This is a genomic window from Flagellimonas aurea (assembly GCF_017313785.1).
GTDB lineage: Bacteria > Bacteroidota > Bacteroidia > Flavobacteriales > Flavobacteriaceae > Flagellimonas > Flagellimonas aurea.
Genome location: NZ_JAFLNL010000002.1, coordinates 219,204 through 245,698, shown reverse-complemented (window position 1 = coordinate 245,698; position 26,495 = coordinate 219,204). Strand labels below are relative to the sequence as shown.

Below are 26,495 nucleotides of genomic sequence, written 5' to 3'. Positions count from 1 at the left end.
AAAAAAACCGACCTAGAACAGGTCGGTTTGAAGATTTACTACTTTATATGTTTTAACTAAACTCAATGCTAATATAAACCTTGTGTTTGAGCACAGGGACTAATGAAAGATCAAAAAGGTTAATGAAAGACTAATAGGGTTAACCATTGGGTAATTAGCTGGTATATTTTTGTTTATTTAGCGGTATGCTGACCAAAAGGAACCTCTATGTTATTTTTTTTATAATCGCAGTTGTCGGTTTGTTGGTGGTGCAATACCAATATCTGAGAGTGGGACTAGGTTTGGCCCGTGTCCAATTTTCTGATAAAATGGATCGGGCCAGAGATAATATAAACAGTGAGCTCTCAGCGGTAAACTCATTGACCTACACACTGGGCAATACTATCAGAAAAGATACATCAGAGGTCAGGATCGGGCTGGATAGCCTAGAGAAGGCATCCCAATATTATTTAAACGACTATATCTCCTACCAATTAAACCTTTCCGGAATTGATGCCCCTTTCACCTATAAACTATATTCCCGCGATTCCATAACATATTTGAGTTCCGTCCGCCCTCACATAAAAGCGCAAGAAGACCTTACTTACCCAATTAAAGTGAAGGGATATTTGCCAGAATTGCTCCAAAAAGAAATTATTCTGGAGATTGGTTTTGAAGATTTGAACAAGTACTTTTTGGGACAATTACGGGGGCTCATCGTTCCTGGACTATTATTCTTGTTGATGATAATCATAGTGGTAATCTGGGTCCTTAGATCATTTTATTTACAGCGAAGCATCAATACTACCACAAACGATTTTATCAATAACCTGACACATGAATTAAAAACACCCGTATTCTCCATAGGATTGGCAAGCAAAATCTTGGAAGAAGATGTGCCTGAGAATAAAAAAGCCGTGGTGGAATTGATTCGTGCCGAATCGAACAGGCTCAAAAAGCATATCGATAAAGTGTTGGAGTTGGCCAGCATGGAGTCCGGAAACAAACTATTGCAGTTTCAGGAGATTGATTTCAAACCAGAACTGGAGCGAATTTGCGAAGGTTTTAGTTTATTGGCCAAGCATGAAGAAATTCAGTTTGAGTTCGAACTCGAAGAAGGTCCATACATTATTAGGGCCGAAAGGTTCCATCTGGAAAATGTGGTGGGCAACCTATTGGAAAATGCAAAAAAGTATTCGGACAATCCCCAAATAAAATTGACCGCAAGCAAACAAAAGGGACGATTGTTCATCAGGATTACCGATAATGGACAAGGTATTGCCAAGGAGGATATGGCCAAAATCTTCAAAAAATATTATAGGGTTAAAAATGGAGATGTCCACAAGGTAAAAGGATACGGCTTAGGATTGTATTATGTGCAAAAAATAATCAAAATGCACCGTGGAAAAATTACGGTGCAAAGCGAACCAGGACAAGGAACCACATTTACCATGTCCTTTAAATTGACCAAAAATGGATAAAAAATATAAGTTGATATTGGTTGAGGATGATAATTCCCTAGGGTATCTATTATCGGAATATTTAGGAATGAAAGGTTTTGTGGTGACATGGGCCAAAGATGCTTCGGAGGCTGTGCTAAAAACCAAGACCAATGTTTTTGACTTGGCCATTTTAGATGTGATGCTCCCCGATTTGGATGGATTTGAACTGTCACAAAAGATAAAAGGAATCAATCCCGAGCTGCCCTTTATTTTTTTGACAGCAAGGTCGCTCAAGATAGATGTTCTTAAAGGGTTTTCAATGGGTGCTGTTGACTATCTTAAAAAGCCCATAGATGAAGAAGAGCTCGTTGTGCGTATCAATGCATTATTGGCCAGGTTGGTAAAGGATGAGGAACAAGAAGTTCAAGTGTCCGAATATGAGATTGGCGACTACGTTCTCAACATGGATAATTTTGAACTCAAACACAACGGTAAGCCTATCAAATTAACAGGAAAGGAATTTGACCTTCTGGCATTATTGGCCAAGAACAAAAATCAATTGTGTACTCATAAAGAAATCTTGACCACGGTTTGGGACAAGAATGACTATTTCAACAAAAAAAGTCTCAATGTTTTTATATCACATTTACGTAAACATCTGGCGCACGACCCCAAACTGAGCATAGTAAATGTAAGCCGTCGTGGGTTTATGCTGAGGGTGGAGGGAGAGTAGCAAAATACTGTGGCTTGATTTTTGTGACAGTATTGTGTGACGAGATTATCTGTTTGATTTATGTTGAAGATTTTTAAAAATAGTGCCCCGACCCCTTCCTTGCGCCAATTGGACAATTTATACGGCCAGACCATTTGCAAGTGTCCACTGCAAGAACAAATTTCCTATTGTCAAAGAGTTATAGAAAGCTCCGAATATCATTTGGGGCAATCTTGCCCCAAAAAGGATTCCAATCAATTAAAACAGCTTATTCAGGCGGCCAGAGATGAACTTAAGCAATTACGTTCACAAGTTGGTTCGTAGTAATTGAATTGGGATAAAAAACGGATTTCGTCGCTGAGAACTTTTTAAAAGCCTTAATTTTAGGATTGAAAAATCAAACAAAATGAAGAAATCAATTCTATCCCTAACATTACTTCTTATCTGTTTACATGGTTTTGCCACCGAGACAAAACTCATGGTACGTGCCAAGGCAAAGGATGCCAAGTTCGTTGGAAGTTCCATTGGAGGAGCCCACGTAATCGTCCGTAACAGTTTGAACGGTGAGATCATGGCCGAGGGTAATACCACTGGTGCAACGGGAAACACTGACCTGATCATGAAGAGTGCCCATGAACGTTATACGGAACTCAGCGATGATAAGACCGCAGGTTTTTTGGCCATTTTGGATATCAACGAGCCCGTTTTTGTGCAGGTGGAAGTGCTATCGCCAATCCATAAAAAAAATGCTCGTGTACAGGCCAGTACGGAACTTTGGCTGATTCCCGGCAAACACATTTTAGGAGATGGTATAGTATTGGAAATACCTGGTTTTGTGGTAGATATTTTAAAGCCCAATACCCATCAATATATTAATCTGGAATCTATACCCGATTCAGGGTTACCGATAGAGGCCCATATCGTTATGATGTGCGGTTGCCCAATAGAAGTAGATGGAATTTGGGATTCCAAATTAATTGAAGTGAAAGCCATGGTCAAAAAGGACGGAGAGAGTGTAGGGGAGGTCGAATTGGACAATCCAGCACAAAACAGCTTTCAAGGCCACTTTGGAATCAAGGAAGCTGGATATTATCAAATCACCGTTTATGCCTACAACCCAAAAACCGGGAATACAGGAGTGGATATCGTCAACTATGTGGTAAGGGATTAAGTATTTGTTTTTTAATGCTTTATCAAGATGATTTTAGCTACCTTGATGAGCAAAAGGGAACCGAATCAACCAAGTTTTTATGAAAACAAGCATTCTGGCCTGTGTGGGTGTATTGATAATTTCAACCTCCTGTGAGTCAACAAAAAAAGAAGATTTATTGGCAGAGGGTATTCCGCAGCAACTGGCAGAGTATCGAGTTGACCAAGTGTCCAATGTGGTCTATGGACTTTCTTTTGATATCCCAGCTGATATAAATCGTCCAATAGCTTCAAAATTAAAATTGGATGTGGACCTTCAAGACCTTTCGCAACCCCTATATCTGGATTTTAATGCAGCCGCTTCATTGTTAAAAACTATTCGGGTAAATGGTCAAGAGCAAGAGGTTGTTCATCAACAAGAACACATTATCATTTCGAAAAACCTTGAGGAAGGGCCTAATACGATTGAAATTACCTTTAATGCGGGAGAACTGTCCTTGAATCGGAATGAAAATTATTTATATACCCTTTTGGTACCTGATCGTGCCAGTACATTGTTCCCTTGTTTTGATCAGCCCAACATCAAGGGACGTTATGTGGTGGATGTTATGGCACCTGCCGACTGGAAAGTTCTTTGCGGAGCGCCACTAAAGGAAGCAAAGCCAAAAGGCGAAACGGTACATTACTCATTTGAGGAAAGCGATTTTATGAGCACTTATCTGTTTTCTTTGGTTGCAGGGAAGTTTGAATCGGTTACCGAAAACCCAGGTGTGTTTGATATGACAATGCTTTACCGTGAAACAGATTCAGCAAAAATTGCTTACAGTGTTCCCAAGATTTTCGACCTGCATCAGCGATCAATCGATTTTTTAAAAGATTACACCCAATATGAATTTCCTTTCAAGAAATTGGATTTTGCCGCCATTCCAGGATTTCAATACGGAGGAATGGAGCATGTCGGAGCCATTCAATACCGTCAATCCTCTATCTTCTTGGATGAAAGTGCTACCGAACGCCGTCTTATGGGCAGTGCCAAACTTATAGCACATGAAACATCCCATATGTGGTTTGGGGATATGGTCACCATGGGTTGGTTCAACGATGTGTGGATGAAAGAGGTGTTTGCCAATTTTATGGCCGATAAGATCATGAACCCGACCTTTCCCGAAATCAACCATAAGCTCCAGTTTATGATTTCCCATTACCGTGGTGCCTACGGTGAGGATAGAACGCGTGGCACCAATCCTATACGGCAACATTTGGATAACCTAAAAAATGCCGGCAGTCTTTATGGGGGCATCATATATAACAAGGCACCAATTATGATGCGGCAACTAGAGGTTGCAATAGGGGAGAAGGCCTTCCGAGATGGTATACGCCGATACATACAGACCTATGCCTATGGAAATGCCACATGGAACGATTTGGTAGAGATTTTGGATGAAAGGACGTCAATAAACCTAAAAGATTGGAGTGAAGTATGGGTGAATCAATCTGGTAGACCTATCATAACCGAGGGGATTGATTATGAAAATGGGAAAATAGCAAGTTTCACGCTTTCTCAAAAAGCAGAAGACGGAAGCGATAAATTATGGCCGCAATCCTTTGAGATAACCTTGGTATATCCGGATAGCACCAGAGTCATCCCAGTGACGATATCAGATAGTGTTGTAAATGTGAAGTTAGCGGAGGGACTCCCACGACCCGAGACGATAATTTATAATTCAAATGCCTTTGGCTATGGTATTTTTCCTTTGGATTCGTCCAAGTTGAATGTAATCCCAACGCTAAAAGATGAAGTCGCCCGTGGATATACCTATCTCAATGCCTATGAGAACGTTCTATCTGGGCAAATCCCTGCTCTCGAGGTCTTTGATTTATATATGGATGTCATCCTACAAGAGGAAAACGAATTTGTTCATGGAATGGTCAGTGGGGAGGCTTCACAATTGTTTTGGAGTTACTTTACCGAAGAACAGAGAGCGGAAAAACAGCCATTGGTCGAAAACTTGCTTTGGAACGAACTGTTCGAGGATACATATGAGCCCAATATCAAGAAAAATATTTTTGGACTCTGGAAAGGTTTAGCATATTCTGAAAGGGCCAAGGAGAGGCTGTATGCCGTTTGGAGCAAAAACATGAAAATACCAGGTCTAAAGCTTAATCAGGACGATTATACCGATATGGCAATGGATTTGGCCCTATACAATCATAAAAAAGCTGGTGAAATTCTGGAAACAGCCAAATCCGAATTGGATAATGCAGACAAGATAAAACGATTTGAATTCTTACAGCCCGGACTTTCATCTGATGCTGCGGTGAGGGAAACCTTTTTTAAATCGTTCCGAGATACCAAAAACAGGGAAAAAGAATCTTGGGTGGGAACCGCTTGTGGATATCTGCACCATCCTTTACGACAAAAAACCGCAATACAACAACTTCCGTTGGCATTGGACTTATTGGAGGAGATTCAAAGGACAGGTGACATTTTCTTTCCTAAAAGATGGTTGTCAGCTACAGTGGGGCAATATCAGTCCAAAGAAGCTTATCAAATAGTGGAGGAATATTTGAAAAATCACCCAGGCCTTGAACCTTCATTAAAGGGAAAACTCTTGCAAGCTTCCGATGATCTCTATCGATTTGTAAATATGTAGCCGACTATCCAGACTTCAAAACGGACGATATTTTTATGTTTTTGAAATTTTGGGTATGGACAAAATAGATGATTTGTGGATATTTGTACCACAAGGTCGGTAATTGATTTCACCACCTGATCTTTAATAAACAAAAACATAATGAAGAAAGTTTTTTTTGGCCTTTTGGCCATCGTGCTATTATGTAGCCACGATATGTTCTTGAAAATGGACAATTATTTCCTTGACCCGAACACAAATGCAGCAATTCAACTATTTAATGGCACTTTTGAGAAAAGTGAAAATGTAATAGACAGGAACCGTATGCTCGATATGAGCTTGGTGGGTAATGGTCAGCGTATCCAAGTAGATTCAGCTCAATGGACCGAAAAGGACAGTATTACATTTTTGAATTTTAAGACCGGTGGCCCCGGTACTTGGGTAGCAGGTGTTTCAACTGCAGCAAAGAATATTGCATTGGATGCAAAATCGTTCAACGATTATTTGGAACATGATGGAGTGGTAGACATGTTGGAATGGAGAAAAGAGAACAATGCTCTGGACCAGGATGCGGTTGAGAAATACTCCAAGCACGTTAAAACTATTTTTCAAGTAGGAGAGGAATTGTCTGATGACTGGAAAACTGCATTGGGGTATCCTATTGAATTTATTCCACAAGAAAACCCCTATGATATTCATGCCGGGCATTCCTTAAAAGTACAATTGCTGTACAAAGGGAAGCCTTTGGCCAACCAATTGGTTATTATTGGCTCGGATGTATCTGGTGAAAGCAGTATGGTTGAGCATAGCCATGATGGAGGGGAACCGCATACGCATAAAAGTGGAGAAACCCCGGACCATGACCATAATTCTGGTTTGCAACTTCGTACTGATGATGCCGGTACTTTAGAGTTTGAAATAACCAATGCAGGAGTATGGCATATGAGAACCATTTATATGGTACAGTCGGAGGAAGAGGGTCTCACCCACGAGTCAAACTGGGCCACGCTGACCTTCGCCGTAGGTTCTGGTCATAGTGCAGCGCATGGGACGGATAAAGATGAAGATCATCATGCACATGAAGAAGAAAGTTTTCCATCCTACATTTTTCTCCTTGTAAGTTTGGTAATTGTTGCCGGCCTTTTCTTTTACTTTAAAAGCAAGAAGAAATAATGTACATAAAACCAGTAGGAGCCAGCTTCTCTCTTTTGGTAATGTTACTTTTTCCAATGCTGTTACTGGCTCATGATGTTAGCTCAGGTGACCAGCAGATATTGGATAGCGGTGGGTTGTTATCCTATATTTGGGTAGGGGCCAAGCATATGCTTACAGGTTATGACCACTTGCTGTTTTTGGCAGGGGTTATCTTTTTCCTGAAAGGGTTTCGGGACATTTTAAAGTTTATCACCGTTTTTACCATAGGACACAGCATTACGCTTTTAGGAGGGACGTACCTAGGGGTTCAGGTCAATGAATACCTAATTGATGCCATCATAGCATTAAGCGTACTTTATAAGGGGTTTGAAAACTTGGAAGGCTTTAAAAAACTTGGAACCAGAGCTCCAAATTTATTGATGATGGTATTTTTATTTGGACTTATCCATGGTTTGGGACTTTCCACACGTTTGCAAACCTTTGATATGGGGCAAGACCAATTTTTACTGAAGATTATTAGTTTTAACGTTGGTGTAGAGTTGGGACAAATCGTCGCTTTGATTCCAATTATTCTACTGATTAACCTATGGAGAGATAAAGCCAGCTATGAAGCATTTTATAAAGCATCCAACGTTTATTTGATTATTGCAGGTATCTGTTTGTTTGTCTACCAGATGTATGGATATTTTAATGGGCATTGAAATACTTAATTCATAATGGCGTAAGTTTTTAACGTAACTATATGTTGCAATATGGATATAAAAAGAGGTCTAAAAAGGCAGTCTCTTTTTTTGTTTAAAACTGTAAGGGCTCATAACTTTAGTTATGAGCCGAAAAGTAGTATGGAAGACCAATGACCAGGATCAGTTGAGCCTTCTTCCACCCAGTTATGATGATTTGGTGCCCACTATTTGATTTTAGTCATATGAAAGTCAGGTTTTTGTGTTGGCTTGAAGGGTACTCGATTTAATCCGGCGAGTGTGGTATATTATATCCGGCGTTTCCACTAACATGTGTAAACAGATATATAGTTGCCCAAAAATTTTTTTGACCGTGGAAAGAGTATTGTCTCTTAAATTGACCATATTTCTATTATTCTTTCTTCTAATTGTTTACTTTCACTCCCGTCCTTGTTTATTTTGGGAACTTTAGTATATACTATTTCAATAATATCCTCATCTGGAATGGACTTTGGTAAAAGTTCATAGAGAGATTTCAGTTTTAAAGCTTTTGCTATTAAAGCTAAATGTCTAATACTGTACTTGTCGGGCTGTCCTAAGGCCTCAACTTTTCCCACGAAACTTTTACTTAAATTCATAAGTTCACTTAAATCTCGTTGGGAGACGCCTTTTTTCTCACGTAATTTTCTAACTTGATTTATTATTTCGTAGTCAAGCTTGGATATTTTAATTGAAAAAGTTTTCATAAATATGCTCCGATTATTTGGAGCGTTTAATTTTTGTTTTTATATTTGTTTTAGTTATTTAAGCGACAATTAAAAGAAAGAGTTTTTGATACTTTCTTAACACGATGTCACTCATAAACGAAAACCGTCAATTTTCCCTATGAGCCGACTGTGAGCTCGCTATCTATTGGAATTTGTATCTTCGCGATATAAACCAATAGGGCGGGTCTCATGTCAGTCTTTGGGGAACCACAACTTTGGTTGTGGCGGTTCTTGACGGTACCACGTTCAAAGCATTGAGGCTCGCTTTATTGGTTTTGCCCATTAAGGCTTTTCTCCGGCTTCCCGAGTACACATCGTTTACATAATCATTATGAAAACGAAGTTTGTAAAATCACCATTAGTCACAGTCCGAAGTTCACTGGCAGCAGTGATATTACCTATGCCAGTATCCGTCATTTACAATCCCTTCAACCTATTTCAAAAAACATCAAATGCGCCTCAAATGAGCACCCAAAAATTCTAGCACTAAAAGCAAGGACGTGGCTCCATGCAGGCCAAGGGGGCAAACCCTTTGACCACTGTCCGACAATACAAACCCCTTGCCCACAGAAAATATGGGTTTACCGAGCTAAAGGCGGTTTTATTTTTTCAACATCAATTACAATGACCATAAAAGTAGCTTCTTTATCCTTTAACGGCAAATGGACATGGCCGGGGACTTTTGAAAACAGATTTGCTTAAACGATTTATGACCAACTAAAACCCAAAAATAATGCTTTACTATTTAAGGAATGTTCTAATATCTACATTTCATTTACTATTTAGGAAAAAACCTAGAAACCCCATTTAATCCTTAAGGCTATATATGGGATGCACGCTACACTTTTTTCCGGTTCAAACTATCTTTTTGTCCCATATTGAACAGATACACCTTTTGGGCAACCGGCCCTATCACGAAACCATAGTCTTTTTTAGTTAAGGAACCCTAGTTCCAGGTACGATTACTGCTTGGACAGGGTGGCCTATGCCCGAACCTTGATGCCTTTTTGGGAGTTACGTCTTTGCCGTGACTTTTGGGGCCGTGTACATGATGACCTATGGATAGTCCATTGTCCTTTGGTATTGTAATGACAACCGACATTTTAATCAAACGAACTCAACAAAATGAAACAATTATCAATATGTATGCGAAGGGTCTCCCTACTCATGCTCCTTTATATCTTTTTAATGCCCTCTTGTGCCTTATATATGCAGGCGGGCACAGTCTTGGAACCGCCACAGGCCACCGTTTCCGGCACCGTGACCGATACTTCGGGGAACCCCCTGGCCGGGGTGAACCTTGTGGTGGAGTCCAAGCGTATCGGGACCATTTCCGGTTTGGACGGATCCTTTTCCATTCAAGCCTCTCCGTCCGATGTGCTGGTCTTTTCCATGGTCGGTTTTAAACCCCTTACCGTGCCCATTTCGGGTAGGGACAAAATTGCTGTCATGCTGGAGGAGGACGTGACCCAATTGGGGGAAGTGGTGCTCAATGCGGGCTACTATACCGTTACCGAAAGGGAGCGTACGGGGAACATCAGCAAGGTGACAGCTTCCGAAATCGAAAAACAGCCCGTCTCCAATCCGTTGGCGGCCCTACAGGGACGGATGGCCGGGGTGAACATCACCCAGACCTCGGGCCTACCGGGCGCAGGTTTCAACATCCAGATCAGGGGACGGAACAGTATCGCCGCAGGCAACGATCCGCTCTATATTGTGGATGGGGTACCCTTTGCCTCCGACCCGATCAACAATACCCAGACCTCGGGCATCCTGGGAGGGAGCATCAGTCCGCTCAATGGGATCAACCCCGCGGATATAGAAAAGATCGAGGTGCTGAAGGATGCCGATGCCACGGCCATCTATGGGTCCCGTGGCGCCAATGGGGTGGTTTTGATCACCACAAAAAAAGGGCGGTCGGGCAAGGCAGAGGTCAACATCCACCTCAATACCACCCTGGGCAGGGCCACCCGGTCCATGGACCTGTTGAGCACACCACAGTACTTGGAGATGAGAAGGGAGGCCTTTGCCAATGATGGCATCGAAGAGTACCCCGCCAACGCCCACGATGTGAACGGTAATTGGGACCAGGGCCGGTACACCGACTGGCAAAAGGAACTGATCGGGGGAACGGTGCACCGGACCATGGCACAGGCATCCGTATCCGGTGGCAGCAACGGCACCCGTTACCTGATGAGCGGGACCTACCAAAGGGAGAACACGGTTTTTCCCGGGGAGTCCGGTTATCAAAAGGGAAGTGTCCTGTTGAATCTGGACCATAGTTCTGACGATGGACGTTTCAAGCTCCATTTCTCCGGAAACTATGTTGTCGATGACAACGACCTGCCCGCAGCGGACCTTACCCTTACCTCCCGTACCTTGGCCCCCAACGCCCCCGCCCTTTATGACGATCATGGGGAACTGAACTGGGCCGACAATACATGGAACAACCCCTTAGCAGATCTTGAGAGCCGTTTTTCTTCGATCACCAAGACCCTGACCACAAATGGTGTCGCCACATATGAAGTTGTTAAAGGGCTCATGGCCAAGTTGAACATGGGCTATACCGATACACGGATGAAGGATAGCAGGATCCTGCCCTCGACCAGGTACAATCCCTATTACGGGGCCGATAGCCGATATTCAGTCGTTTATAAGGGAATTGCATCGCGGGCATCTTGGATCTTGGAGCCCCAGTTGCAATGGCAAGGCCGAGCAAAAGGGCTCAAGATTGATGTTTTGGTGGGAAGTACCTTCCAACAAGAGGGGAAAGAGCAATTGGGACTTTATGGGGAAGGCTTTTCAAGCAACCATCTCTTGGACGATATCTCTGCCGCCAATTATATTGATGTGAATCGGAACACGCATGATTCATATAGGTACCAAGCTGTTTTTGGAAGGGTCAACGTGGCCTATCAAAAGAAGTACATCCTGAACCTTACCGGCAGGCGCGATGGTTCCTCCCGTTTTGGTCCCGGTAGGCAGTTCGCCAATTTTGGCGCCATTGGGGCCGCATGGCTGTTTTCGGAAGAAAGCATGATCAAGGGAGCGTTTCCTTTTTTGAGCTTTGGAAAATTAAGGGGCAGCTACGGGACCACGGGGAACGACCAGATAGGGGACTATCAATTTTTTGAGAGTTATGGCTTGGGAGGGGTCAATTATGATGGGGTCGAAACATTGGTGCCCTCCCGTCTGTTCAATCCCGATTTTGGATGGGAACGCAATGATAAATTGGAGGTTGGGCTGGAGCTTGGTCTCTGGCGGGACCGTATCCTGCTGGCGGGCAATTATTACCGCAACCGGTCATCCAATCAACTGGTGGGCATTCCCATGCCGGGCACGACGGGCTTCACCGGCCTCCAGGCCAATTTGGATGCTGTGGTCCAGAACAGGGGGGTTGAACTGGAGATTACTTCCCGATTATGGGATTCCCCTAAATTCAAATGGGAACTGGGCATGAACCTGAGCATACCCAAGAACGAACTGCTCTCCTTTCCCGGACTGGAGACCTCTACGTATGCCGACCGCCTAGTGGTGGGAGCGCCATTGGGCATACGTAAACTGTATTTAAGTACCGGTGTGGACCCTGCTACCGGGGTCTACCGATTCAGGGACTATGACGGGGACGGTGTTATTTCGGCACCCAACGACCAGCAATGGATCGGGGATGTGGGCCCTGATTACTTTGGGGGCATAGTGAACAGTTTCGGCATTGGCCCTTTTGCGCTGGATTTTCTTTTTCAGTTCAAGAAGCAACAGAACTGGAACTATATTTTCAACGGAAGCTACCCTGGATTGATGTCGAACAAACCGGTCGATGTATTGGACCGTTGGCGGGAAGCAGGGGACAACGGCCCAATACAGCAATATACGACTGGCCGAAATACACTTGCCGTCCAAGGTTTTAACCGTTACGGAAGTAGCAATATGGCTATATCGGACGCCTCATTTGTGAGATTAAAGACCATATCCCTGATGTACGACCTACCCAATTCGAACGATAGCGGCATGGATTGTACCCTTTATCTACAGGGCCATAACCTACTGACAATTTCGGGATACCGTTGGGGCGACCCCGAGTTCACGGGAGGTGGTCGGTTGCCCCCATTGAGACAGATCACCCTGGGCACTAAACTTACATTTTAACGTAAAACCTCTTAGCAATGATAAAACAACGATTACTGTTCAAACTTTATATGACACTTTGGCTCCCAATAACAGTGGGGTGCACGGACTTTGTTGAGATGGAACTTCCACCCTCCCAATTGACGGGCGAGGCGGTTTTTAACGATCCCGCCACGGCCACCGCCGCTTTGGCCAATATCTATGCCTCCCTTCGGGACCGCACCCTGATCACCGGCGGTTCCCGCGGTATCGGCAATATTTTGGCCCACTATGCGGATGAACTGGATTATTATGGTTCGGAGACCGCGTCCCTCCATGATTTTACAGTCCATTCCGTGTTGGCGACCAATTCCGAAGTGGCCACATTGTGGAACGACAGTTACAACCTGATCTATGCCTGTAACTCCATTTTGGAAGGGTTGGATGAGCGTATGTCCCTGCCAGGGGGCCATCGGGCACAGATAAAGGGAGAAGCCCTTTTCCTTAGGGGGTTCATCCATTTTTATCTCTCCCAGCTATTTGGCGATATACCCTATGTGACCCGAACAGACCATATGGTAAATGCTACCATAGGGAAATTGGGGGCTTCGGGGATACATGAACATCTGGTCCATGATCTGGAAGAGTCCATGGAATTGCTTCCCATTGAATATGTGGCAGCTGATAGGGTAAGGGCAAACCGATTTGTCGCCATGGCCCTTTTGGCCAGGATACAACTCTATTTTGGGTATTGGGAGGATGCACTTTCCGCTACGGATGTCGTTTTGGGGGCCACGGGCCAATATGTCTGGGAAGAAGATCTGGGCAATGTGTTTTTGAAGGGGAGCAAGGGGATTCTATGGCAATTGAGTCCGGGAACGCCGGGGAACAATACATTGGAGGCGTTGACATTTATATTTGAGCAAGGCCCCCCCACAATGGGAGCCCTCTCCCAATCCCTTATGGATGGTTTTGCCATTAATGATCAGCGCGCCGTTCAATGGACAAAGAGCGTTACCGATGGAACCGATATTTGGTACCACCCTTACAAATACAGGGCTAGGGGGCCTTCTGGAAGTTCGGTGGAACATTCCGTAGTTCTACGATTGGGCGAGCTTTATTTGATCAGGGCGGAGGCCCGTATGCAATTGGGAGATCTTGAGGGAGCGATGGCGGACCTGAACAAGATCCGTGGCCGCGCAGGTCTTCCAGATCTCGCCGGACTGAATGGGGAAGAACTGGAAACCGCCCTGTTGCGGGAGAGAAGGTACGAGCTCTTTACCGAGTTCGGCCATCGCTGGTTCGATCTGAAACGTTTTCAAAAGGCCGGTGAGGTACTTGGACCGTTAAAGCCGAACTGGCAGGAGAGCCACCTACTTTTTCCCATACCGCAATCGGAACTATTGGCAAACCCTGATCTAAGGCCCCAGAACGATGGTTATTAGAACACATCAAAACAAGGGGATACCGGCTCTTGTTCCAGGAAAGGGAGAAAGGGAACCAAAGACAAACCGCGAGGTTTTGTTCTCATTTATTTTATTGATGTTGGCCACCTGCCCCTTATGGGGGCAGGTAACCTCGAAAAAGTCCCTGACCCCAAAGGATTACCATCGTTGGAGTACTCTTTTGATGCCCGAAATTTCCGATGATGGCAAATGGGTCTCCTATATCAAGCAATATGATTATGGCCAGGACACCCTTTTTATACGCTCCACAGATGGGAAGGACCGATATGTCCACCCTGGTGGGGGACGTTCGGATTTCAGTCCTGATGGAAGTAGGGTGTTGATCAAAAAAGATGGGACTTTGCGCGTACAGGAGCTGGACAATGGAAGGATAGAGGAATTGGAACCTGTTCTGGGTATTGAAATGGGCCAAAAAGGGACTTGGGCCCTAATAAAAAGGCCAAGAGGGGAAAATAAGGGACAAAGTCTTGAAATACGCTTTTGGGAAACCGGAAAAGTATGCCGTTTGGCCGCAGTGGAGTCCCATTTGGCCTCCCCAAAGGGTGAAAAGCTTCTCTTTGCGAGAAAGGAAGGTGATGGGTATACCCTCAATCTCCTGGATTTGGGTTCAGGGAAACCGAAGCCCACTTTGTTGATGACATCCAAATACCCTTTCCAACATTTGGTCTGGGGTCCTTCGGGGAACAGTTTTGCATTCCTTCAGAAGGAAAGTGAATCGGGAGGCCTCGTCCTTTATTTCCACAAGATAGGTTCCATGGGGCAATGGTCCCGCTTGGGGTCCGGGGATTGTGATACGCTGATGGTCGCGGACCATCGGTTACTGATTTCCCCTGATGGTTCCAAGGTGATGTTCAAGGCTGGTAAGATGGGGGAGAAAAGCAAAGAGGAGGAACCGGTTGTGGAAATATGGCATTCAAAGGACAAATTGATTTATCCCAGGAGGAGGGCATTGGGCATGGAATCAAATCGACTATATGACTACATCTGGGGACCGGGGGCCGGCCAGGTCCAACGAATAGGGAGTCCCTTGCACCCCAACGTGGTTCCCACTCCCGATTTCTCTCGGGTTTTGTCCTTTAACCTTTGGGATAATGAACCCCAGTACAAGCGCAATGCAGATCTGGATTTTTATATCACCGACCTGGAAACGGGGAACAAACAACTGGTTGTTGATGAATTGACCTATCAGGTAAAATATTTGACCATGTCAATCGACGGTAAATACCTGAAATATTTCAAAAAGGGAAATTGGTGGCTATATGATGTAAAAGCGGAGCGGCACATCAACTTGACCCAGGGTCTGGACATGGATTGGTCCTATATGGAAAGGGACAACAGGGACAATATTATGGCCTATGGGAGCCCAGGTTGGGACAAAACAGGGAAGGAGGTCCTTGTTTATGACCGTTATGACATTTGGAAGGTTACGGTCGATGGGAGGAACCGCAAGCGGTTGACCAAGGGAAGGGAAAAGGGGATTCGATACAGAATCCATGCAAGCAGTCTTATGGAACCCTATACCCACACATTTCCCGCTTTTATGGGGGGTAGATTTGATTTGGGTAAGGGATTGGTACTTCAGGGGTCCGGGGATGACCAGGGTTCCGGTTATTTTTTTTGGAGCAAGAAAAAGGGCCTGCAGACATTGGTGTATAGACCGAAACGGATATATGGATTAAGAAAGGCAAAGGACACCCAGGATTATATGTATCTGGAGGAGACCTTTGAAGAACCGACGCGACTGGTCCACCTCAAAAAGGGAAAGGATCCCAAGACCTTGGCCGTCCCCAATGCCTTTCAATCAGAATATGCATGGGGCAGATCCTCGTTGATCGGTTATCAAAACAAGAATGGAGAACTGTTAAAAGGTGTATTGGTACATCCGGCCAATTACGACCCCGGCCAAAAATACCCCTTGGTGGTACGTATTTATGAGGAACAACAGGGCAGATTATATAGGTCAGTTGTGCCCACAGAGTCCATTAATACCGACTACTTGAATCCATCGGTCCTGGCTTCCGAGGGATACTCGGTACTTTATCCCGATATCAAATATGAATTGGGCAAGACCGGTGAGAGTGCGTTGGACTGTGTGGTATCGGCGGTCAACAAGGTAATTGACATGGGTTTGGCCGACCCTGAAAGGATCGGACTTTACGGGGCATCCTTCGGGGGTTTTGAAACGACCTATATCATTTCCCAAACCGATATGTTTGCAACAGCAATTGCGGGAGCTGCCATAACCGATATAGTGAGCCGGTACCTCTCTATAAATGAAAAGAGCGGACAGGGCGAAGCTTGGCGTTATGAACACCATCAATTTCGGATGGGCAACAGTTTTAAGGAGGACTTTGAGGGCTTTGTCCGCAATTCGCCGGTTCATAACGTGCATGGGATCAAGACACCCTTGTTGGCCTGGGTCGGTAAGGAAGACCCTAATGTGTCCTGGTATCAAAGCGTGGAACTGTTCTTGGCGTTGAGACGGCTCCAAAGGGAACATGTACTCTTGGTGTATCCAGGAGAAGGGCATACCATTTTGAATGAGGAAAACAAAAGAGACCTTGTAATGCGGATGAAGGAGTGGATAGACCATTACTTAAAGGGTCATCCTAAAAAGGAGTGGATGGTCAAAAAATAACAATAAAGAGAGGACACAGAAAGAGGCCGTCTAAAAAGTTTTAGGCGGTCTTTTTATATTTGGCCTATTTGCCTGTTTTCGAATATAACAATACTTCTATTGTCTTAAAAAGATGTGAATAAGTTGTTGATCAGGAAGAAAATATAAAGGCTTAAAATGCACCCAAAAATTAGTGTTTGACTTTAAATATGGAAATGACAAAACAAAAAAAGACCACTTTTAAAGTGGTCTTTTTAGTAGCGAGAGGGGGACTTGAACCCCCGGCCTCCGGGTTATGAATCCGACGCTCTAACCAGCTGAGCTACCTCGCCGTCATTTTGCTAAGCGGGTGCAAATATATGTTTAAATTTTCGCTGAATCAAAATTCATTATTAATTTATTATTTGATATTTATTTTTATATCTTCCCAAATTATACAAAAGTTGAAATAACGATTTAAAGAACACGACAATGAGTGATAAGGTCAAATTTGAACTGGAGTTTGTTATTCAAGCTTCACCTCAGTTGCTTTACCAATATATTTCCACTCCCTCGGGACTGTCTGAATGGTATGCCGATAATGTAAATTCCCGTGGAGAAATTTTCACCTTTATTTGGGATGGTGCAGAAGAGCGCGCAAAACTGCTTAAGCGAAAAAGTGAGGAATTCGTAAAGCTGGCATGGGAAGAAAATGAGGATGGTTCATTTTTTGAAATGAGAATAATAGTTGATGAAATAACAAAGGATGTTTCACTATTTATAACAGACTTTGCTGAGGATGACGAGGTGGATGAGGCAAAAATGCTTTGGGAAAACCAGGTTTCCGACCTTAAACAGGTTCTTGGTTCCACCTAGTCCTATTCTCAAGTAAACCGTATCTTTGGTCCCGATTTAAATCGGGACTTTTTTATGGTCAATTACAACGGAGAACTTTTAACAGAGGATAAGCCAATTTTTACGAACAATAACAGGGCCTTTAAATATGGAGATGCCCTTTTTGAGTCGGTTAGATACGTAAATGGAACCCTCTTTTTTTGGGAAGATCATTATTTTAGGTTAATGGCCTCTATGCGCATCTTGCGTATGGAAATTCCAATGGAATTCACACTGGAGTTTTTGGAAGAGGAAATTAAAAAGACCATTACCTCAAATAAATTGTATAGTGGAGCGGTTCGCGTCCGTTTAACCGTCTTTAGAAATGAAGGAGGATTGTATACCCCATCCACAAATGAGGTATCCTACGTTATAGAGACTAGTGCCATGGAATCCCCTTTCTTTATTATTGAAGAAGGCGAGTACGAAGTGGAATTGTTCAAAGATTACTATGTGAACAAAGATATGCTCTCCAACCTAAAATCCACCAACAAAATATTGAATGTTGTGGCAGGAGTGTATGCGGAAGAAAATGGCTATGCCAATTGTTTATTGGTCAATACCGATAAAAAGGTGGTAGAGGCCATTAACGGAAACCTATTTTTGGTGAAGGGAAATGAAATCAAGACCCCGCCCTTAAGTGATGGTTGTTTGGATGGTATCATCCGTAAAAATTTGATGAAAATCATTGCAGGTTCCGAAGAGTACGATTTGGTCGAGGATTCCATCTCTCCCTTCGAACTTCAAAAAGTGGACGAACTTTTTATTACCAATTCCATTGTGGGCATTCAACCCATCAGCAAATACAGGAAGAAAGAATTTGAGGCCAAGGTTGCAAAAAGCCTCGTGGGAAAATTGAATGCTAAGGCGCGTATCGGTTAATTGAGCGAAGGATTTTCGGGGGCATTGGACCATAGAACATAATCTCCGCCAAGTTCCATCATCTTTTCTTTCCAAAAAGCGTTCGCAGCTTTTTCCAGAATGCTGCTTTCGTATTCATTGGGCAACACTACCCAAGATTTTGATGACAGTTCTTGGTCCAGTTGGCTGATACCCCAACCAGAGTATCCCAAAAAGAACCTGATGTCCTGTTCGGTTATGGTTCCACTATTGATGAGTTCCACTGTCATTTCAAAATTACCGCCCCAAAAAATACCATCGGAAATTTCGATACTGTTTTCAATGAGCTCAGGAACCTTATGGATAAAATAAAGATTGTCCTGTTCCACAGGTCCGCCATTAAAAACTTGAAAAGGAATGGTGATATCAGAAACAAGGTCGCAAATGGTGTAGTCCAAAGGTTTGTTCAGAATAAAGCCAACCGAACCCTCGTGGTTGTGTTCGGCAATAAGTACAACAGACCTGTTGAAAGAAACGTCACCGGTAAGTGATGGTTCTGCAACAAGTAAATTCCCTTTTTTAGGCTTTTGACTTACCATTTACATTTTTTCTTGTACTTAAATTTAACATATTATTCTACATATGCAAAAAACACAACGCATATAAACTAAAAAAGCACCCCTAAAGGAGTGCTTTCATATATTAAATAAATAATTGATTAGTTAACTGCACCGCTCAATTCAGCACCTGCTTTGAACTTTACAACGTTCTTAGCGGCAATCTTAATAGTAGCTCCAGTTTGTGGATTTCTACCTTCTCTAGCGCTTCTTTTGGAAACTGACCAAGAACCAAAACCTACCAAGGAAACTCTGTCTCCTTTTTTAAGCGTTCCTTCTACATTTCCCAAGAAAGATTCCAATGCTTTTTTTGCTGCTGCTTTAGTGATGCCAGCATCAGCTGCCATAGCATCGATTAATTCTGTTTTGTTCATAATGGAATTAAATTAATTGTTGTTAATATAATTTTAATGCTGAACAAATTTATATGGATTTGCGTCTCACGCAAGTAAAACCAAGGGAAATAAGGGTTTTTGTTGATAACTTGAAACGTTTGTTGATAAAGTGGGAAAAAAATGACAACATTTCCTAGCCCAATCACAGCAAGGCTTTAGCGAAGATAGGCGTCATTTTCCAGATTTAGGCCATTTAAAACCTCGTTGACCTGCATTCGGCGTTTCCCTGGAAGTTGTAACTCCAAAAGCGAAATATAACCCTCTTTCACCGCTATTTTCAATGATTTTTTCTCTATCAATATTTTTCCAATACTGTGATTGTGCTCTGCCTGAAGCTTTTCAGTTTTAAAGATTTTCATTTGGTCCTCTTTGCCATCGTTCACCAACATGGTCCAAGCGCCGGGGTATGGACTCAATCCCCTAATATGGTTATAAATACTTTCCAAGGGTGCGTTCCAATCAATCCGGCAGGTGTCTTTATGTATTTTTGGTGCGGGTTTGAGTACCATGTTTTCATTTTGTGGTTGTCGGGAAACTGTACCTGCTTCAATCTGTTTGCAGGTTTCTACAACAAGGTTAGCTCCAAGCTCCATCAATCTGTCGTGCAGGTCACCTACACTGTCCGCTGGTAATATTCTTTCTGTTTTTTGAAGGATAATGTTTCCCGTATCAATTTTTTCATCAATAAAAAAGGTAGAGACACCCGTTTCGGTTTCGCCATTGATTATCGCCCAATTGATGGGTGCCGCACCACGATACTGGGGAAGGAGGGAAGCATGAAGATTAAAAGTACCGTACTGAGGCATTTGCCAAACGGCTTTGGGCAGCATCCTAAAGGCGACCACTACCTGCAAGTTGGCATTTAGCGCCTTTAGTTCCTCGAGAAAATCCTCATCCTTTAAATTGGTAGGCTGTAAGACTGTTAAGCCATGTTGTACCGCAAATTGCTTTACGGCCGATTCTTGGACCTTACGCCCACGGCCAGCGGGCCTGTCGGGTGCAGTCACTACGCCGACCACATTAAAATCGGCTTCCAATAAATTCTTTAGAGTTCCCACAGCAAAGTCGGGGGTGCCCATAAATACAATGCGAAGTGGATTATTTTTTGATGTACTCATTCTTAAAATTTAGGGAGACCTGCTCATCTTCCAGCAGCCGCTCCAACGTTTTTAAAAGTTCTTTTTCTTTTGCCCCAATGGCCTTTTCGAGCTGTCGTGACGTATGGGGGCGGATTTCCAGGAGTTCCATGACCCTTTTCTCCAAATCATGGGGAGAAGCCACTACTTTTTTCTTGGTGCAAATATCGCATGTGCCACACTTTTCCGCAGTCTTTTCTCCAAAATAATTCAATAGGTATATGCTACGGCACAGCTTTTTATTGGAAACGTATCCCAACATCGCCGCCATGTTGTTCTGTTTTACCTGATTAAAATCTTTGATTTTCTTGGCGAACAGGTTTATGGTATGGTCGTCTTCACGGGGTACCAAAAAAGTAATTTCCAGGTCAGATGTATTGTTCACGTATTCCGCAATCCTATCGTCTGCAAGTTGCTGTAATATCTTTTTTAAACGCCCCTCGTTCACATCTGTTTTTCGGGACAACATGTATAGGTCGATTTTTGTCTCATATTCCGTAATGCCCCCATATGTGCGAAGAATGGTTTGGATGATGGGGGCCGTTTTCCTGTTTTTGTCCAAATAATTGAATATCTCATTTTTGGAAGCTACAAACTGAAGCGTGGTTTTCTCCTTAAAATTCTCAGCAAGCAATAGCACGGAATTCTGGTCAAGAATGCGAATGGCATTAAAGGTCATGTTCGGGTTGAACTCGTATCGCTTACAAAACTCATTGAACTTAAAGGACAAAGAATCGGAAACAAGCTCGCCGTAGGATATCTGAAAATAATTGTTGAGCTTGGAATAGACCTGTTTCACGAAAGCCACATCGGGCAGAGTGGATAGAAATTGCTTTTTGGCCTTATCTTCATCTTCGTTGGAAGTGATGATGATTGCTGTTGATGATTCCCCGTCACGTCCGGCCCTACCGGCTTCTTGGAAATAACTTTCCAAACTGTCGGGTATTTGATAATGTATAACCAACCGCACATCCGGTTTGTCCACTCCCATACCAAAAGCATTGGTGGCCACCATCACCCTAACTTTGCCACTTAACCAAAGGTTAAGTTTTTCTTCTTTATCGGATTTGGGAATCCCACCATGAAAAAATGATGCGGAAATGCCGTTTTTTATCAAAAAGTTGGCCAACGATATGGACATTTTTCTGGAACGCACATACACAATGGAGCTCCCGCTAATTTTCTCCATATACTTTTTGAGCTGGTACAGTTTGTCCTCCGAACGTTTTACCTTAAAGTTAATGTTGGAACGGGAAAAGGAATCTTTGAAAATCTCAACATTTTCCAATTCCAAATTCTCTACAATGTCCGCTACTACGCGCGGAGTTGCAGTTGCCGTTAGGGCTATCATAGGGGTTCCGGGAACCAGTTCTTTTAAAATGGAGCATTCAAGGTAGGCGGGCCTAAAATCGTTGCCCCATTGCGAAATACAATGGGCCTCGTCAATAGCAATGAGGTTGATGTTCATTTGCTGGATACGTTCCTGGACGATAGACTGCTGCAAGCGTTCGGGAGATAGATACAAAAACTTATAGTTGCCGTAGACACAATTATCCAAAAGGTCGTTCAAGTCGTTGGGGGGGATGCCTCCTGTTAACGCAATGGCCTTAATGCCCCTTTTTTTTAATTGGGATACTTGATCTTGGATTAATGCTACCAACGGAGAGACTACAATACAAATACCGTCTTTGGCCAGTGCAGGTACCTGATAACAAATAGATTTTCCTCCTCCAGTAGGCATCAATGCGAGAACATCTTGCCCGGACAGAACGGTGCTGATGATTTGTTTTTGGGATCCCCTGAAATCATCATACCCCCAAAATTGTTTTAAAATGCTTGTGGTATCCTTATCCACTATAAATTTTTAAGTGTCTTCAAAATAAAATCAATCCGATTTGGGACGTCATCTTTTGGCACTTCGATGGGGTTATAGCCAAATTGTGTATATGTTTTCATCAAAGAATGGTGAATGCTCTCTGCTTCTTCAAAGGTTTCCATTCGTTCATAGTCGGAAACATAGATTTCTCTCCAAGGTGGAACAATAAAAATGGAATCGTACCTGTGATTTTCGCAATGGGAAGTGAAAAAATCATCGTACTCCTGTCCAAAAAAATCCATATATGCCAGTACATCAGGGATACCACGGTCAAAAAAACTGATGGGAACATCTATTTTAAGGGACTCCTTGTAGTGGAACGTTCTTCCTTCCAATAAATCCTTGTTGAACTGCAACGCATCATCCACAAAAACCAAGGGATTGGAAATATAATGTTCCGTTTGTCCCTCTTCTTTCGCTTTTGAGGTCATATCACGGATAATTTCATGAAAGCAATGGTAACCCATGCTTTCCAGTCCATTTACGATGGAAGTTTTACCGGTTCCCGGTGCTCCCGTGACAACTATTTTCTTCTTTCCCAAAGACCTTGAATTTATATTACAAAGTAATGAAATCGACTTAAGGAAAAAAAATTGATGGGTAAGCCATATATTTGTATAAAATTGAGGTATGGATAATAAGGATACAGAAGAGTTTTACGCAAAGCTGAAAGAAAAGTTACAGGAAAGTACCACTTGGCCATCCACATATCTCTATAAATTCATAGTTCCGACGGATGAGCAACGTATTTCGCAGATTCAAGATATTTTTGACAATACCGGTGCCGTAATCGAATCAAAAAAATCTAAAAAAGGAACATATACCAGTTTATCCATTACTGTGGATCTGGAAGATCCGGATGCAGTAATCCAAAAATATAAGGAAGTTTCCGTTGTTGAAGGGGTTATTTCTTTGTAGACCCTTTATTTGCTATAATTTTATTACTTTGCGGACATTATCGGATTACTTTCCAAGTATCAAATCTCTAAACACATTACTTTGAACGAAATATTTAATTTAGAATACAACACGGAACGTCCACACCTTTTTATCCCGGAGTACGGTCGTCATTTCCAAAAAATGGTAGATCATGCTGTGTCGATCGAAGACCGCGACGAACGTAACAGAGTGGCCAAATCCGTTATCAGTGTAATGGGAAATTTACAACCCCACTTTAGGGATGTTCCTGATTTCCAGCATAAACTTTGGGACCAATTGTTCATTATGGCCGATTTTAAATTGGATGTCGATTCCCCGTTTCCGATTACGTCAAAAGAGGTTTTGCAACAACGCCCAGAACCGTTGGATTACCCACAGAACCACCCAAAGTACCGTTTTTACGGGAACAATATCAAAAGAATGATAGATGTTGCCGTAAGCTGGGACAAAGGTGATATGCGATCTGGATTGGAATATGCCATAGCCAACCACATGAAAAAGTGTTATTTGGTTTGGAACAAGGACACGGTCGAGGATAGTGTAATCTTTAATCACCTTAAGGAACTTAGTGATGGACAAATAGATTTGGCAAAAAGTGACGAAAGCCTTACAGAAAGTGGGCAGTTTCTTAAAAATAAGCCAAGCAGGTCCAACAATAACAGCAATAACCGAGGAAAAAAAGGACAGAGGGGCCGCAAAAAAAGATATTAAACTCCAAAGGAATACATGGGTACATTTCGAATAGAGGGTGGACACCAATTGCACGGTGAAATTACACCCCAAGGGGCAAAGAACGAGGCACTACAGATTCTTTGCGCTGTATTGCTTTCAGAAGAAAAAATTACCATTAATAACATACCCGACATCGTAGATGTCAATAAGTTGATTGCCCTTCTAGAGGATTTGGGAGTAAAAATCCAGAAGAAAGGCAAGGGGTCTTACACCTTTAAGGCAGATGATGTAAACCTTGATTATCTGCAATCCGCCAAATTCAAAGAAGATGGGAGAGGGCTTCGTGGTTCCATTATGTTGGTGGGCCCACTATTGGCAAGATTTGGAAAAGGATATATTCCAAAACCCGGGGGAGATAAGATAGGTAGAAGGAGGTTGGATACCCATTTTGAAGGTTTTATAAAATTGGGAGCACAGTTCCGATACAATAAGGAAGACCATTTCTACGGAGTTGAGGCCGATAAGCTGAAAGGGACTTATATGCTTTTGGACGAAGCATCGGTTACTGGAACGGCAAATATTGTAATGGCCGCAGTTTTGGCCGAAGGCACAACTACTATCTACAATGCTGCTTGCGAGCCTTATCTACAGCAATTGTGCAAAATGCTTAACCGCATGGGAGCAAAGATCTCTGGTATCGGTTCCAACTTGTTGACCATTGAAGGTGTGGATGCCTTAGGAGGTACCGAGCATACCATGTTGCCCGATATGATCGAAATTGGTAGCTGGATCGGTCTAGCGGCAATGACCCAAAGTGAACTCACCATTAAGAATGTGAGTTGGGACGATTTAGGAGTGATTCCAAACGTGTTCCGTAAGTTGGGAATAACCGTGGAAAGAAAGGGTGATGACATATTTATCCCAAAGCATGAAGACGGTTACGAGATACAGAATTTTATTGATGGGTCCATTCTGACCATTGCAGATGCTCCTTGGCCTGGACTTACCCCAGATTTGTTGAGCATCATTTTGGTTGTGGCAACACAGGCCAAAGGAGAAGTGCTTATCCATCAAAAAATGTTCGAGAGCCGTTTGTTCTTTGTGGATAAATTAATCGATATGGGAGCAAAAATCATTCTTTGCGACCCACATCGCGCCACGGTCATTGGGCATGATTTCAAATCCACATTAAAGTCCACCACCATGGTATCTCCCGATATTAGGGCAGGGGTTTCCCTTTTGATTGCGGCATTGTCCGCCAAAGGGACTTCCACTATCCATAATATCGAACAGATAGACCGTGGTTACGAAAACATCGATGAGCGCTTGCGTGCCATCGGGGCCAATATTGTTAGGGTTTAATTCTTATTACTTCTCGACCAATTTCCCATCAGGATAAAGTGCGAACCGGCCACGGTCTTTATCGTGCACATTATCAGGATGTGGCCATGGCCATCCACCAAATTGTGTAAGGCGGTATTCCTCCATTACTTTTTGGATTTCTTCTTGTGTGTTCATCACGAAAGGACCGTATTTGGCAACGGGTTCTCCGATAGGTTTTCCTTGCAGAATCATAAAATGAGCTGTTTCAGAACCTATTTTGATGTTGACATCTTGCGTTGGGTCCAGAACAATTCCAAAATTTGGATTGATTTTTTTGTCCTCGATATAAATTTCATCACCTTCATAAAAATAGAGCACACGGTTTACTTCAGAAGAATTCGCCTTTGGCAGCGTATATTCTGAATCTGCATCCACATGAATGTTCCAAACCGCTACTTCGTTTTCGGGATTGGCTGCCCATGAATCCGGAGCAGGGTCAATAGGGTTCACATTTTTGTAGGTACCTGCAACTACTTTGATTTTCGCGTTTTCTTCTTCAATAATCGGAATATCCTCGTTCCATAGCATTTTAAAGTGTGGATCAACAAACTTTCCGGCTTTGGGAAGGTTCAACCAGATTTGAAAAAGTTCCAACGTGTTTTCCTCATCATCTTTTAGCAATGGAAACATTTCTGAATGTTGTACGCCTCTTCCTGCTGTCATCCATTGTACATCGCCCTTGCCAAATCTACCGGCCGCACCAAGGGAATCGGAATGGTCACAAAACCCCTTGTTGACGATGGTAATCGTTTCAAAACCGCAGTGTGGATGGAAGGGGAACCCAGAAATCGTCTGACCGTGGTACATACGCCATTCGGCATTGGGGTTAAAATCACTACCTAGATTTCGCCCTTTCAGCAAAGATTCATCTGGCCCCATATCTCCGTTTCCTTTTGGAAAACGGTCCAAATGGTACACACTGAACAAAAAAGGGTCAAGGGTTTGCCAAGGGGAGCTTAACGGAAAGGTTTGAATAATAGGATTTTTCATAGCGTAATGTTTAATTTTTCAAGATTAAAAAGCCTGCGAAGGGCAGGCTTTTCAATCAAATTGTAATTTA

Annotated in this window: 22 protein-coding genes and 1 tRNA gene; 15 read left to right on the top strand and 8 right to left on the bottom strand. The window is 43.1% G+C overall.

All coding sequences use genetic code 11. The features are described 5' to 3' along the window. The first annotated feature begins 185 nt into the window (after positions 1-185). From J0656_RS04565 to J0656_RS04535, 7 genes are all read left to right on the top strand, one after another. Positions 186-1,460 carry a sensor histidine kinase gene (locus J0656_RS04565; RefSeq protein ID WP_207031862.1) on the top strand — a complete coding sequence of 425 codons (1,275 nt, stop codon included), beginning with the start codon at positions 186-188 and terminating at the stop codon, positions 1,458-1,460. Continuing rightward, positions 1,453-2,154: a response regulator transcription factor gene (locus J0656_RS04560; RefSeq protein WP_207031860.1), complete on the top strand. Its 702-nt coding sequence runs from the start codon at positions 1,453-1,455 to the stop codon at positions 2,152-2,154. The genes J0656_RS04565 and J0656_RS04560 overlap by 8 nt, the downstream gene beginning before the upstream one ends. A 60-nt stretch (positions 2,155-2,214) precedes the next feature. Continuing rightward, a complete protein-coding gene (locus J0656_RS04555) occupies positions 2,215-2,457 on the top strand; it encodes a hypothetical protein (protein WP_207031858.1) in 243 nt (80 codons plus the stop codon). Positions 2,458-2,539: 82 nt separating this feature from the next. Beyond that, positions 2,540-3,304, top strand: a complete 765-nt coding sequence (locus tag J0656_RS04550) for a hypothetical protein (RefSeq protein WP_207031857.1) — start codon at positions 2,540-2,542, stop codon at positions 3,302-3,304. A 79-nt stretch (positions 3,305-3,383) separates the two neighbouring features. Further along, entirely contained in the window at positions 3,384-5,936 is a 2,553-nt protein-coding gene (locus J0656_RS04545) for a M1 family metallopeptidase (protein WP_207031856.1), read from the top strand. Between the two features lie 141 nt (positions 5,937-6,077). Then, entirely contained in the window at positions 6,078-7,088 is a 1,011-nt protein-coding gene (locus tag J0656_RS04540; protein WP_237688845.1) for a DUF4198 domain-containing protein, read from the top strand. Beyond that, the gene (locus J0656_RS04535) at positions 7,088-7,771 is read left to right on the top strand and encodes a HupE/UreJ family protein (RefSeq protein ID WP_207031855.1); all 684 of its coding nucleotides are present in this window, start codon (positions 7,088-7,090) and stop codon (positions 7,769-7,771) included. Before J0656_RS04540 ends, J0656_RS04535 begins: the two co-directional genes overlap by 1 nt. A gap of 371 nt (positions 7,772-8,142) precedes the next feature. Here J0656_RS04535 and J0656_RS04530 read toward each other — a convergent pair whose 3' ends face one another. Then, the gene (locus tag J0656_RS04530; RefSeq protein WP_207031854.1) at positions 8,143-8,496 is read right to left on the bottom strand and encodes a helix-turn-helix domain-containing protein; all 354 of its coding nucleotides are present in this window, start codon (positions 8,494-8,496) and stop codon (positions 8,143-8,145) included. A 1,146-nt stretch (positions 8,497-9,642) separates the two neighbouring features. Between J0656_RS04530 and J0656_RS04525 the strand changes: the two genes are divergently transcribed. The 3 genes from J0656_RS04525 to J0656_RS04515 are packed head-to-tail and all read left to right on the top strand — an operon-like array spanning position 9,643 to position 16,725. Then, positions 9,643-12,663 carry a SusC/RagA family TonB-linked outer membrane protein gene (locus tag J0656_RS04525; protein WP_207031853.1) on the top strand — a complete coding sequence of 1,007 codons (3,021 nt, stop codon included), beginning with the start codon at positions 9,643-9,645 and terminating at the stop codon, positions 12,661-12,663. A gap of 17 nt (positions 12,664-12,680) precedes the next feature. Further along, positions 12,681-14,066 carry a RagB/SusD family nutrient uptake outer membrane protein gene (locus J0656_RS04520; RefSeq protein WP_207031852.1) on the top strand — a complete coding sequence of 462 codons (1,386 nt, stop codon included), beginning with the start codon at positions 12,681-12,683 and terminating at the stop codon, positions 14,064-14,066. Then, a complete protein-coding gene (locus tag J0656_RS04515; RefSeq protein ID WP_207031851.1) occupies positions 14,056-16,725 on the top strand; it encodes a prolyl oligopeptidase family serine peptidase in 2,670 nt (889 codons plus the stop codon). The genes J0656_RS04520 and J0656_RS04515 overlap by 11 nt, the downstream gene beginning before the upstream one ends. A 237-nt stretch (positions 16,726-16,962) precedes the next feature. On the opposite strand, the gene J0656_RS04510 is transcribed toward J0656_RS04515, so the two are convergent. Then, positions 16,963-17,036: transfer RNA gene (locus J0656_RS04510), tRNA-Met, on the bottom strand. 139 nt (positions 17,037-17,175) lie between these two features. Here J0656_RS04510 and J0656_RS04505 point away from each other — a divergent pair. Continuing rightward, positions 17,176-17,559 (top strand): START-like domain-containing protein, encoded by a 384-nt coding sequence (locus tag J0656_RS04505; protein WP_166247892.1) that lies wholly within the window; start codon positions 17,176-17,178, stop codon positions 17,557-17,559. A 54-nt stretch (positions 17,560-17,613) separates the two neighbouring features. Next, a complete protein-coding gene (locus J0656_RS04500; RefSeq protein WP_207031849.1) occupies positions 17,614-18,459 on the top strand; it encodes an aminotransferase class IV in 846 nt (281 codons plus the stop codon). On the opposite strand, the gene J0656_RS04495 is transcribed toward J0656_RS04500, so the two are convergent. From J0656_RS04495 to J0656_RS04475, 5 genes are all read right to left on the bottom strand, one after another. Beyond that, positions 18,456-19,016, bottom strand: a complete 561-nt coding sequence (locus J0656_RS04495) for a YqgE/AlgH family protein (RefSeq protein WP_207031847.1) — start codon at positions 19,014-19,016, stop codon at positions 18,456-18,458. The two genes, J0656_RS04500 and J0656_RS04495, sit on opposite strands and share 4 nt — an antisense overlap. 119 nt (positions 19,017-19,135) lie before the next feature. Continuing rightward, a complete protein-coding gene (locus J0656_RS04490) occupies positions 19,136-19,408 on the bottom strand; it encodes an HU family DNA-binding protein (RefSeq protein WP_014034238.1) in 273 nt (90 codons plus the stop codon). Between the two features lie 176 nt (positions 19,409-19,584). Further along, positions 19,585-20,547, bottom strand: a complete 963-nt coding sequence (fmt, locus tag J0656_RS04485) for a methionyl-tRNA formyltransferase (RefSeq protein WP_207031845.1) — start codon at positions 20,545-20,547, stop codon at positions 19,585-19,587. Beyond that, positions 20,528-22,420: a RecQ family ATP-dependent DNA helicase gene (locus J0656_RS04480; protein ID WP_207031843.1), complete on the bottom strand. Its 1,893-nt coding sequence runs from the start codon at positions 22,418-22,420 to the stop codon at positions 20,528-20,530. The genes fmt and J0656_RS04480 overlap by 20 nt, the downstream gene beginning before the upstream one ends. Next, positions 22,420-22,983, bottom strand: a complete 564-nt coding sequence (locus J0656_RS04475; protein ID WP_207031841.1) for an AAA family ATPase — start codon at positions 22,981-22,983, stop codon at positions 22,420-22,422. The genes J0656_RS04480 and J0656_RS04475 overlap by 1 nt, the downstream gene beginning before the upstream one ends. A gap of 88 nt (positions 22,984-23,071) precedes the next feature. Between J0656_RS04475 and J0656_RS04470 the strand changes: the two genes are divergently transcribed. From J0656_RS04470 to murA, 3 genes are all read left to right on the top strand, one after another. Next, entirely contained in the window at positions 23,072-23,359 is a 288-nt protein-coding gene (locus J0656_RS04470) for a DUF493 family protein (protein ID WP_207031839.1), read from the top strand. Between the two features lie 81 nt (positions 23,360-23,440). Next, complete coding sequence (locus tag J0656_RS04465) at positions 23,441-24,091, top strand: DUF4290 domain-containing protein (protein ID WP_207031838.1); 651 nt, start codon at positions 23,441-23,443, stop codon at positions 24,089-24,091. Between the two features lie 15 nt (positions 24,092-24,106). Beyond that, positions 24,107-25,414 carry a UDP-N-acetylglucosamine 1-carboxyvinyltransferase gene (gene murA / locus J0656_RS04460; RefSeq protein ID WP_207031836.1) on the top strand — a complete coding sequence of 436 codons (1,308 nt, stop codon included), beginning with the start codon at positions 24,107-24,109 and terminating at the stop codon, positions 25,412-25,414. Between the two features lie 6 nt (positions 25,415-25,420). Here the strand turns inward: murA and J0656_RS04455 are convergent, their stop codons facing one another. Then, entirely contained in the window at positions 25,421-26,425 is a 1,005-nt protein-coding gene (locus tag J0656_RS04455) for a pirin family protein (RefSeq protein WP_207031834.1), read from the bottom strand. Positions 26,426-26,495 lie beyond the last annotated feature (70 nt).

Excerpts from the sequence above, each read along its gene's own strand:
- J0656_RS04565 (WP_207031862.1), top strand. The coding sequence starts at position 186 with ATGCTGACCAAAAGGAACCTCTATGTTATTTTTTTTATAATCGCAGTT.
- J0656_RS04560 (WP_207031860.1), top strand. The coding sequence starts at position 1,453 with ATGGATAAAAAATATAAGTTGATATTGGTTGAGGATGATAATTCCCTA.
- J0656_RS04555 (WP_207031858.1), top strand. The coding sequence starts at position 2,215 with ATGTTGAAGATTTTTAAAAATAGTGCCCCGACCCCTTCCTTGCGCCAA.
- J0656_RS04550 (WP_207031857.1), top strand. The coding sequence starts at position 2,540 with ATGAAGAAATCAATTCTATCCCTAACATTACTTCTTATCTGTTTACAT.
- J0656_RS04545 (WP_207031856.1), top strand. The coding sequence starts at position 3,384 with ATGAAAACAAGCATTCTGGCCTGTGTGGGTGTATTGATAATTTCAACC.
- J0656_RS04540 (WP_237688845.1), top strand. The coding sequence starts at position 6,078 with ATGAAGAAAGTTTTTTTTGGCCTTTTGGCCATCGTGCTATTATGTAGC.
- J0656_RS04535 (WP_207031855.1), top strand. The coding sequence starts at position 7,088 with ATGTACATAAAACCAGTAGGAGCCAGCTTCTCTCTTTTGGTAATGTTA.
- J0656_RS04530 (WP_207031854.1), bottom strand. The coding sequence starts at position 8,496 with ATGAAAACTTTTTCAATTAAAATATCCAAGCTTGACTACGAAATAATA.
- J0656_RS04525 (WP_207031853.1), top strand. The coding sequence starts at position 9,643 with ATGAAACAATTATCAATATGTATGCGAAGGGTCTCCCTACTCATGCTC.
- J0656_RS04520 (WP_207031852.1), top strand. The coding sequence starts at position 12,681 with ATGATAAAACAACGATTACTGTTCAAACTTTATATGACACTTTGGCTC.
- J0656_RS04515 (WP_207031851.1), top strand. The coding sequence starts at position 14,056 with ATGGTTATTAGAACACATCAAAACAAGGGGATACCGGCTCTTGTTCCA.
- J0656_RS04505 (WP_166247892.1), top strand. The coding sequence starts at position 17,176 with ATGAGTGATAAGGTCAAATTTGAACTGGAGTTTGTTATTCAAGCTTCA.
- J0656_RS04500 (WP_207031849.1), top strand. The coding sequence starts at position 17,614 with ATGGTCAATTACAACGGAGAACTTTTAACAGAGGATAAGCCAATTTTT.
- J0656_RS04495 (WP_207031847.1), bottom strand. The coding sequence starts at position 19,016 with ATGGTAAGTCAAAAGCCTAAAAAAGGGAATTTACTTGTTGCAGAACCA.
- J0656_RS04490 (WP_014034238.1), bottom strand. The coding sequence starts at position 19,408 with ATGAACAAAACAGAATTAATCGATGCTATGGCAGCTGATGCTGGCATC.
- fmt (WP_207031845.1), bottom strand. The coding sequence starts at position 20,547 with ATGAGTACATCAAAAAATAATCCACTTCGCATTGTATTTATGGGCACC.
- J0656_RS04470 (WP_207031839.1), top strand. The coding sequence starts at position 23,072 with ATGGATAATAAGGATACAGAAGAGTTTTACGCAAAGCTGAAAGAAAAG.
- murA (WP_207031836.1), top strand. The coding sequence starts at position 24,107 with ATGGGTACATTTCGAATAGAGGGTGGACACCAATTGCACGGTGAAATT.
- J0656_RS04455 (WP_207031834.1), bottom strand. The coding sequence starts at position 26,425 with ATGAAAAATCCTATTATTCAAACCTTTCCGTTAAGCTCCCCTTGGCAA.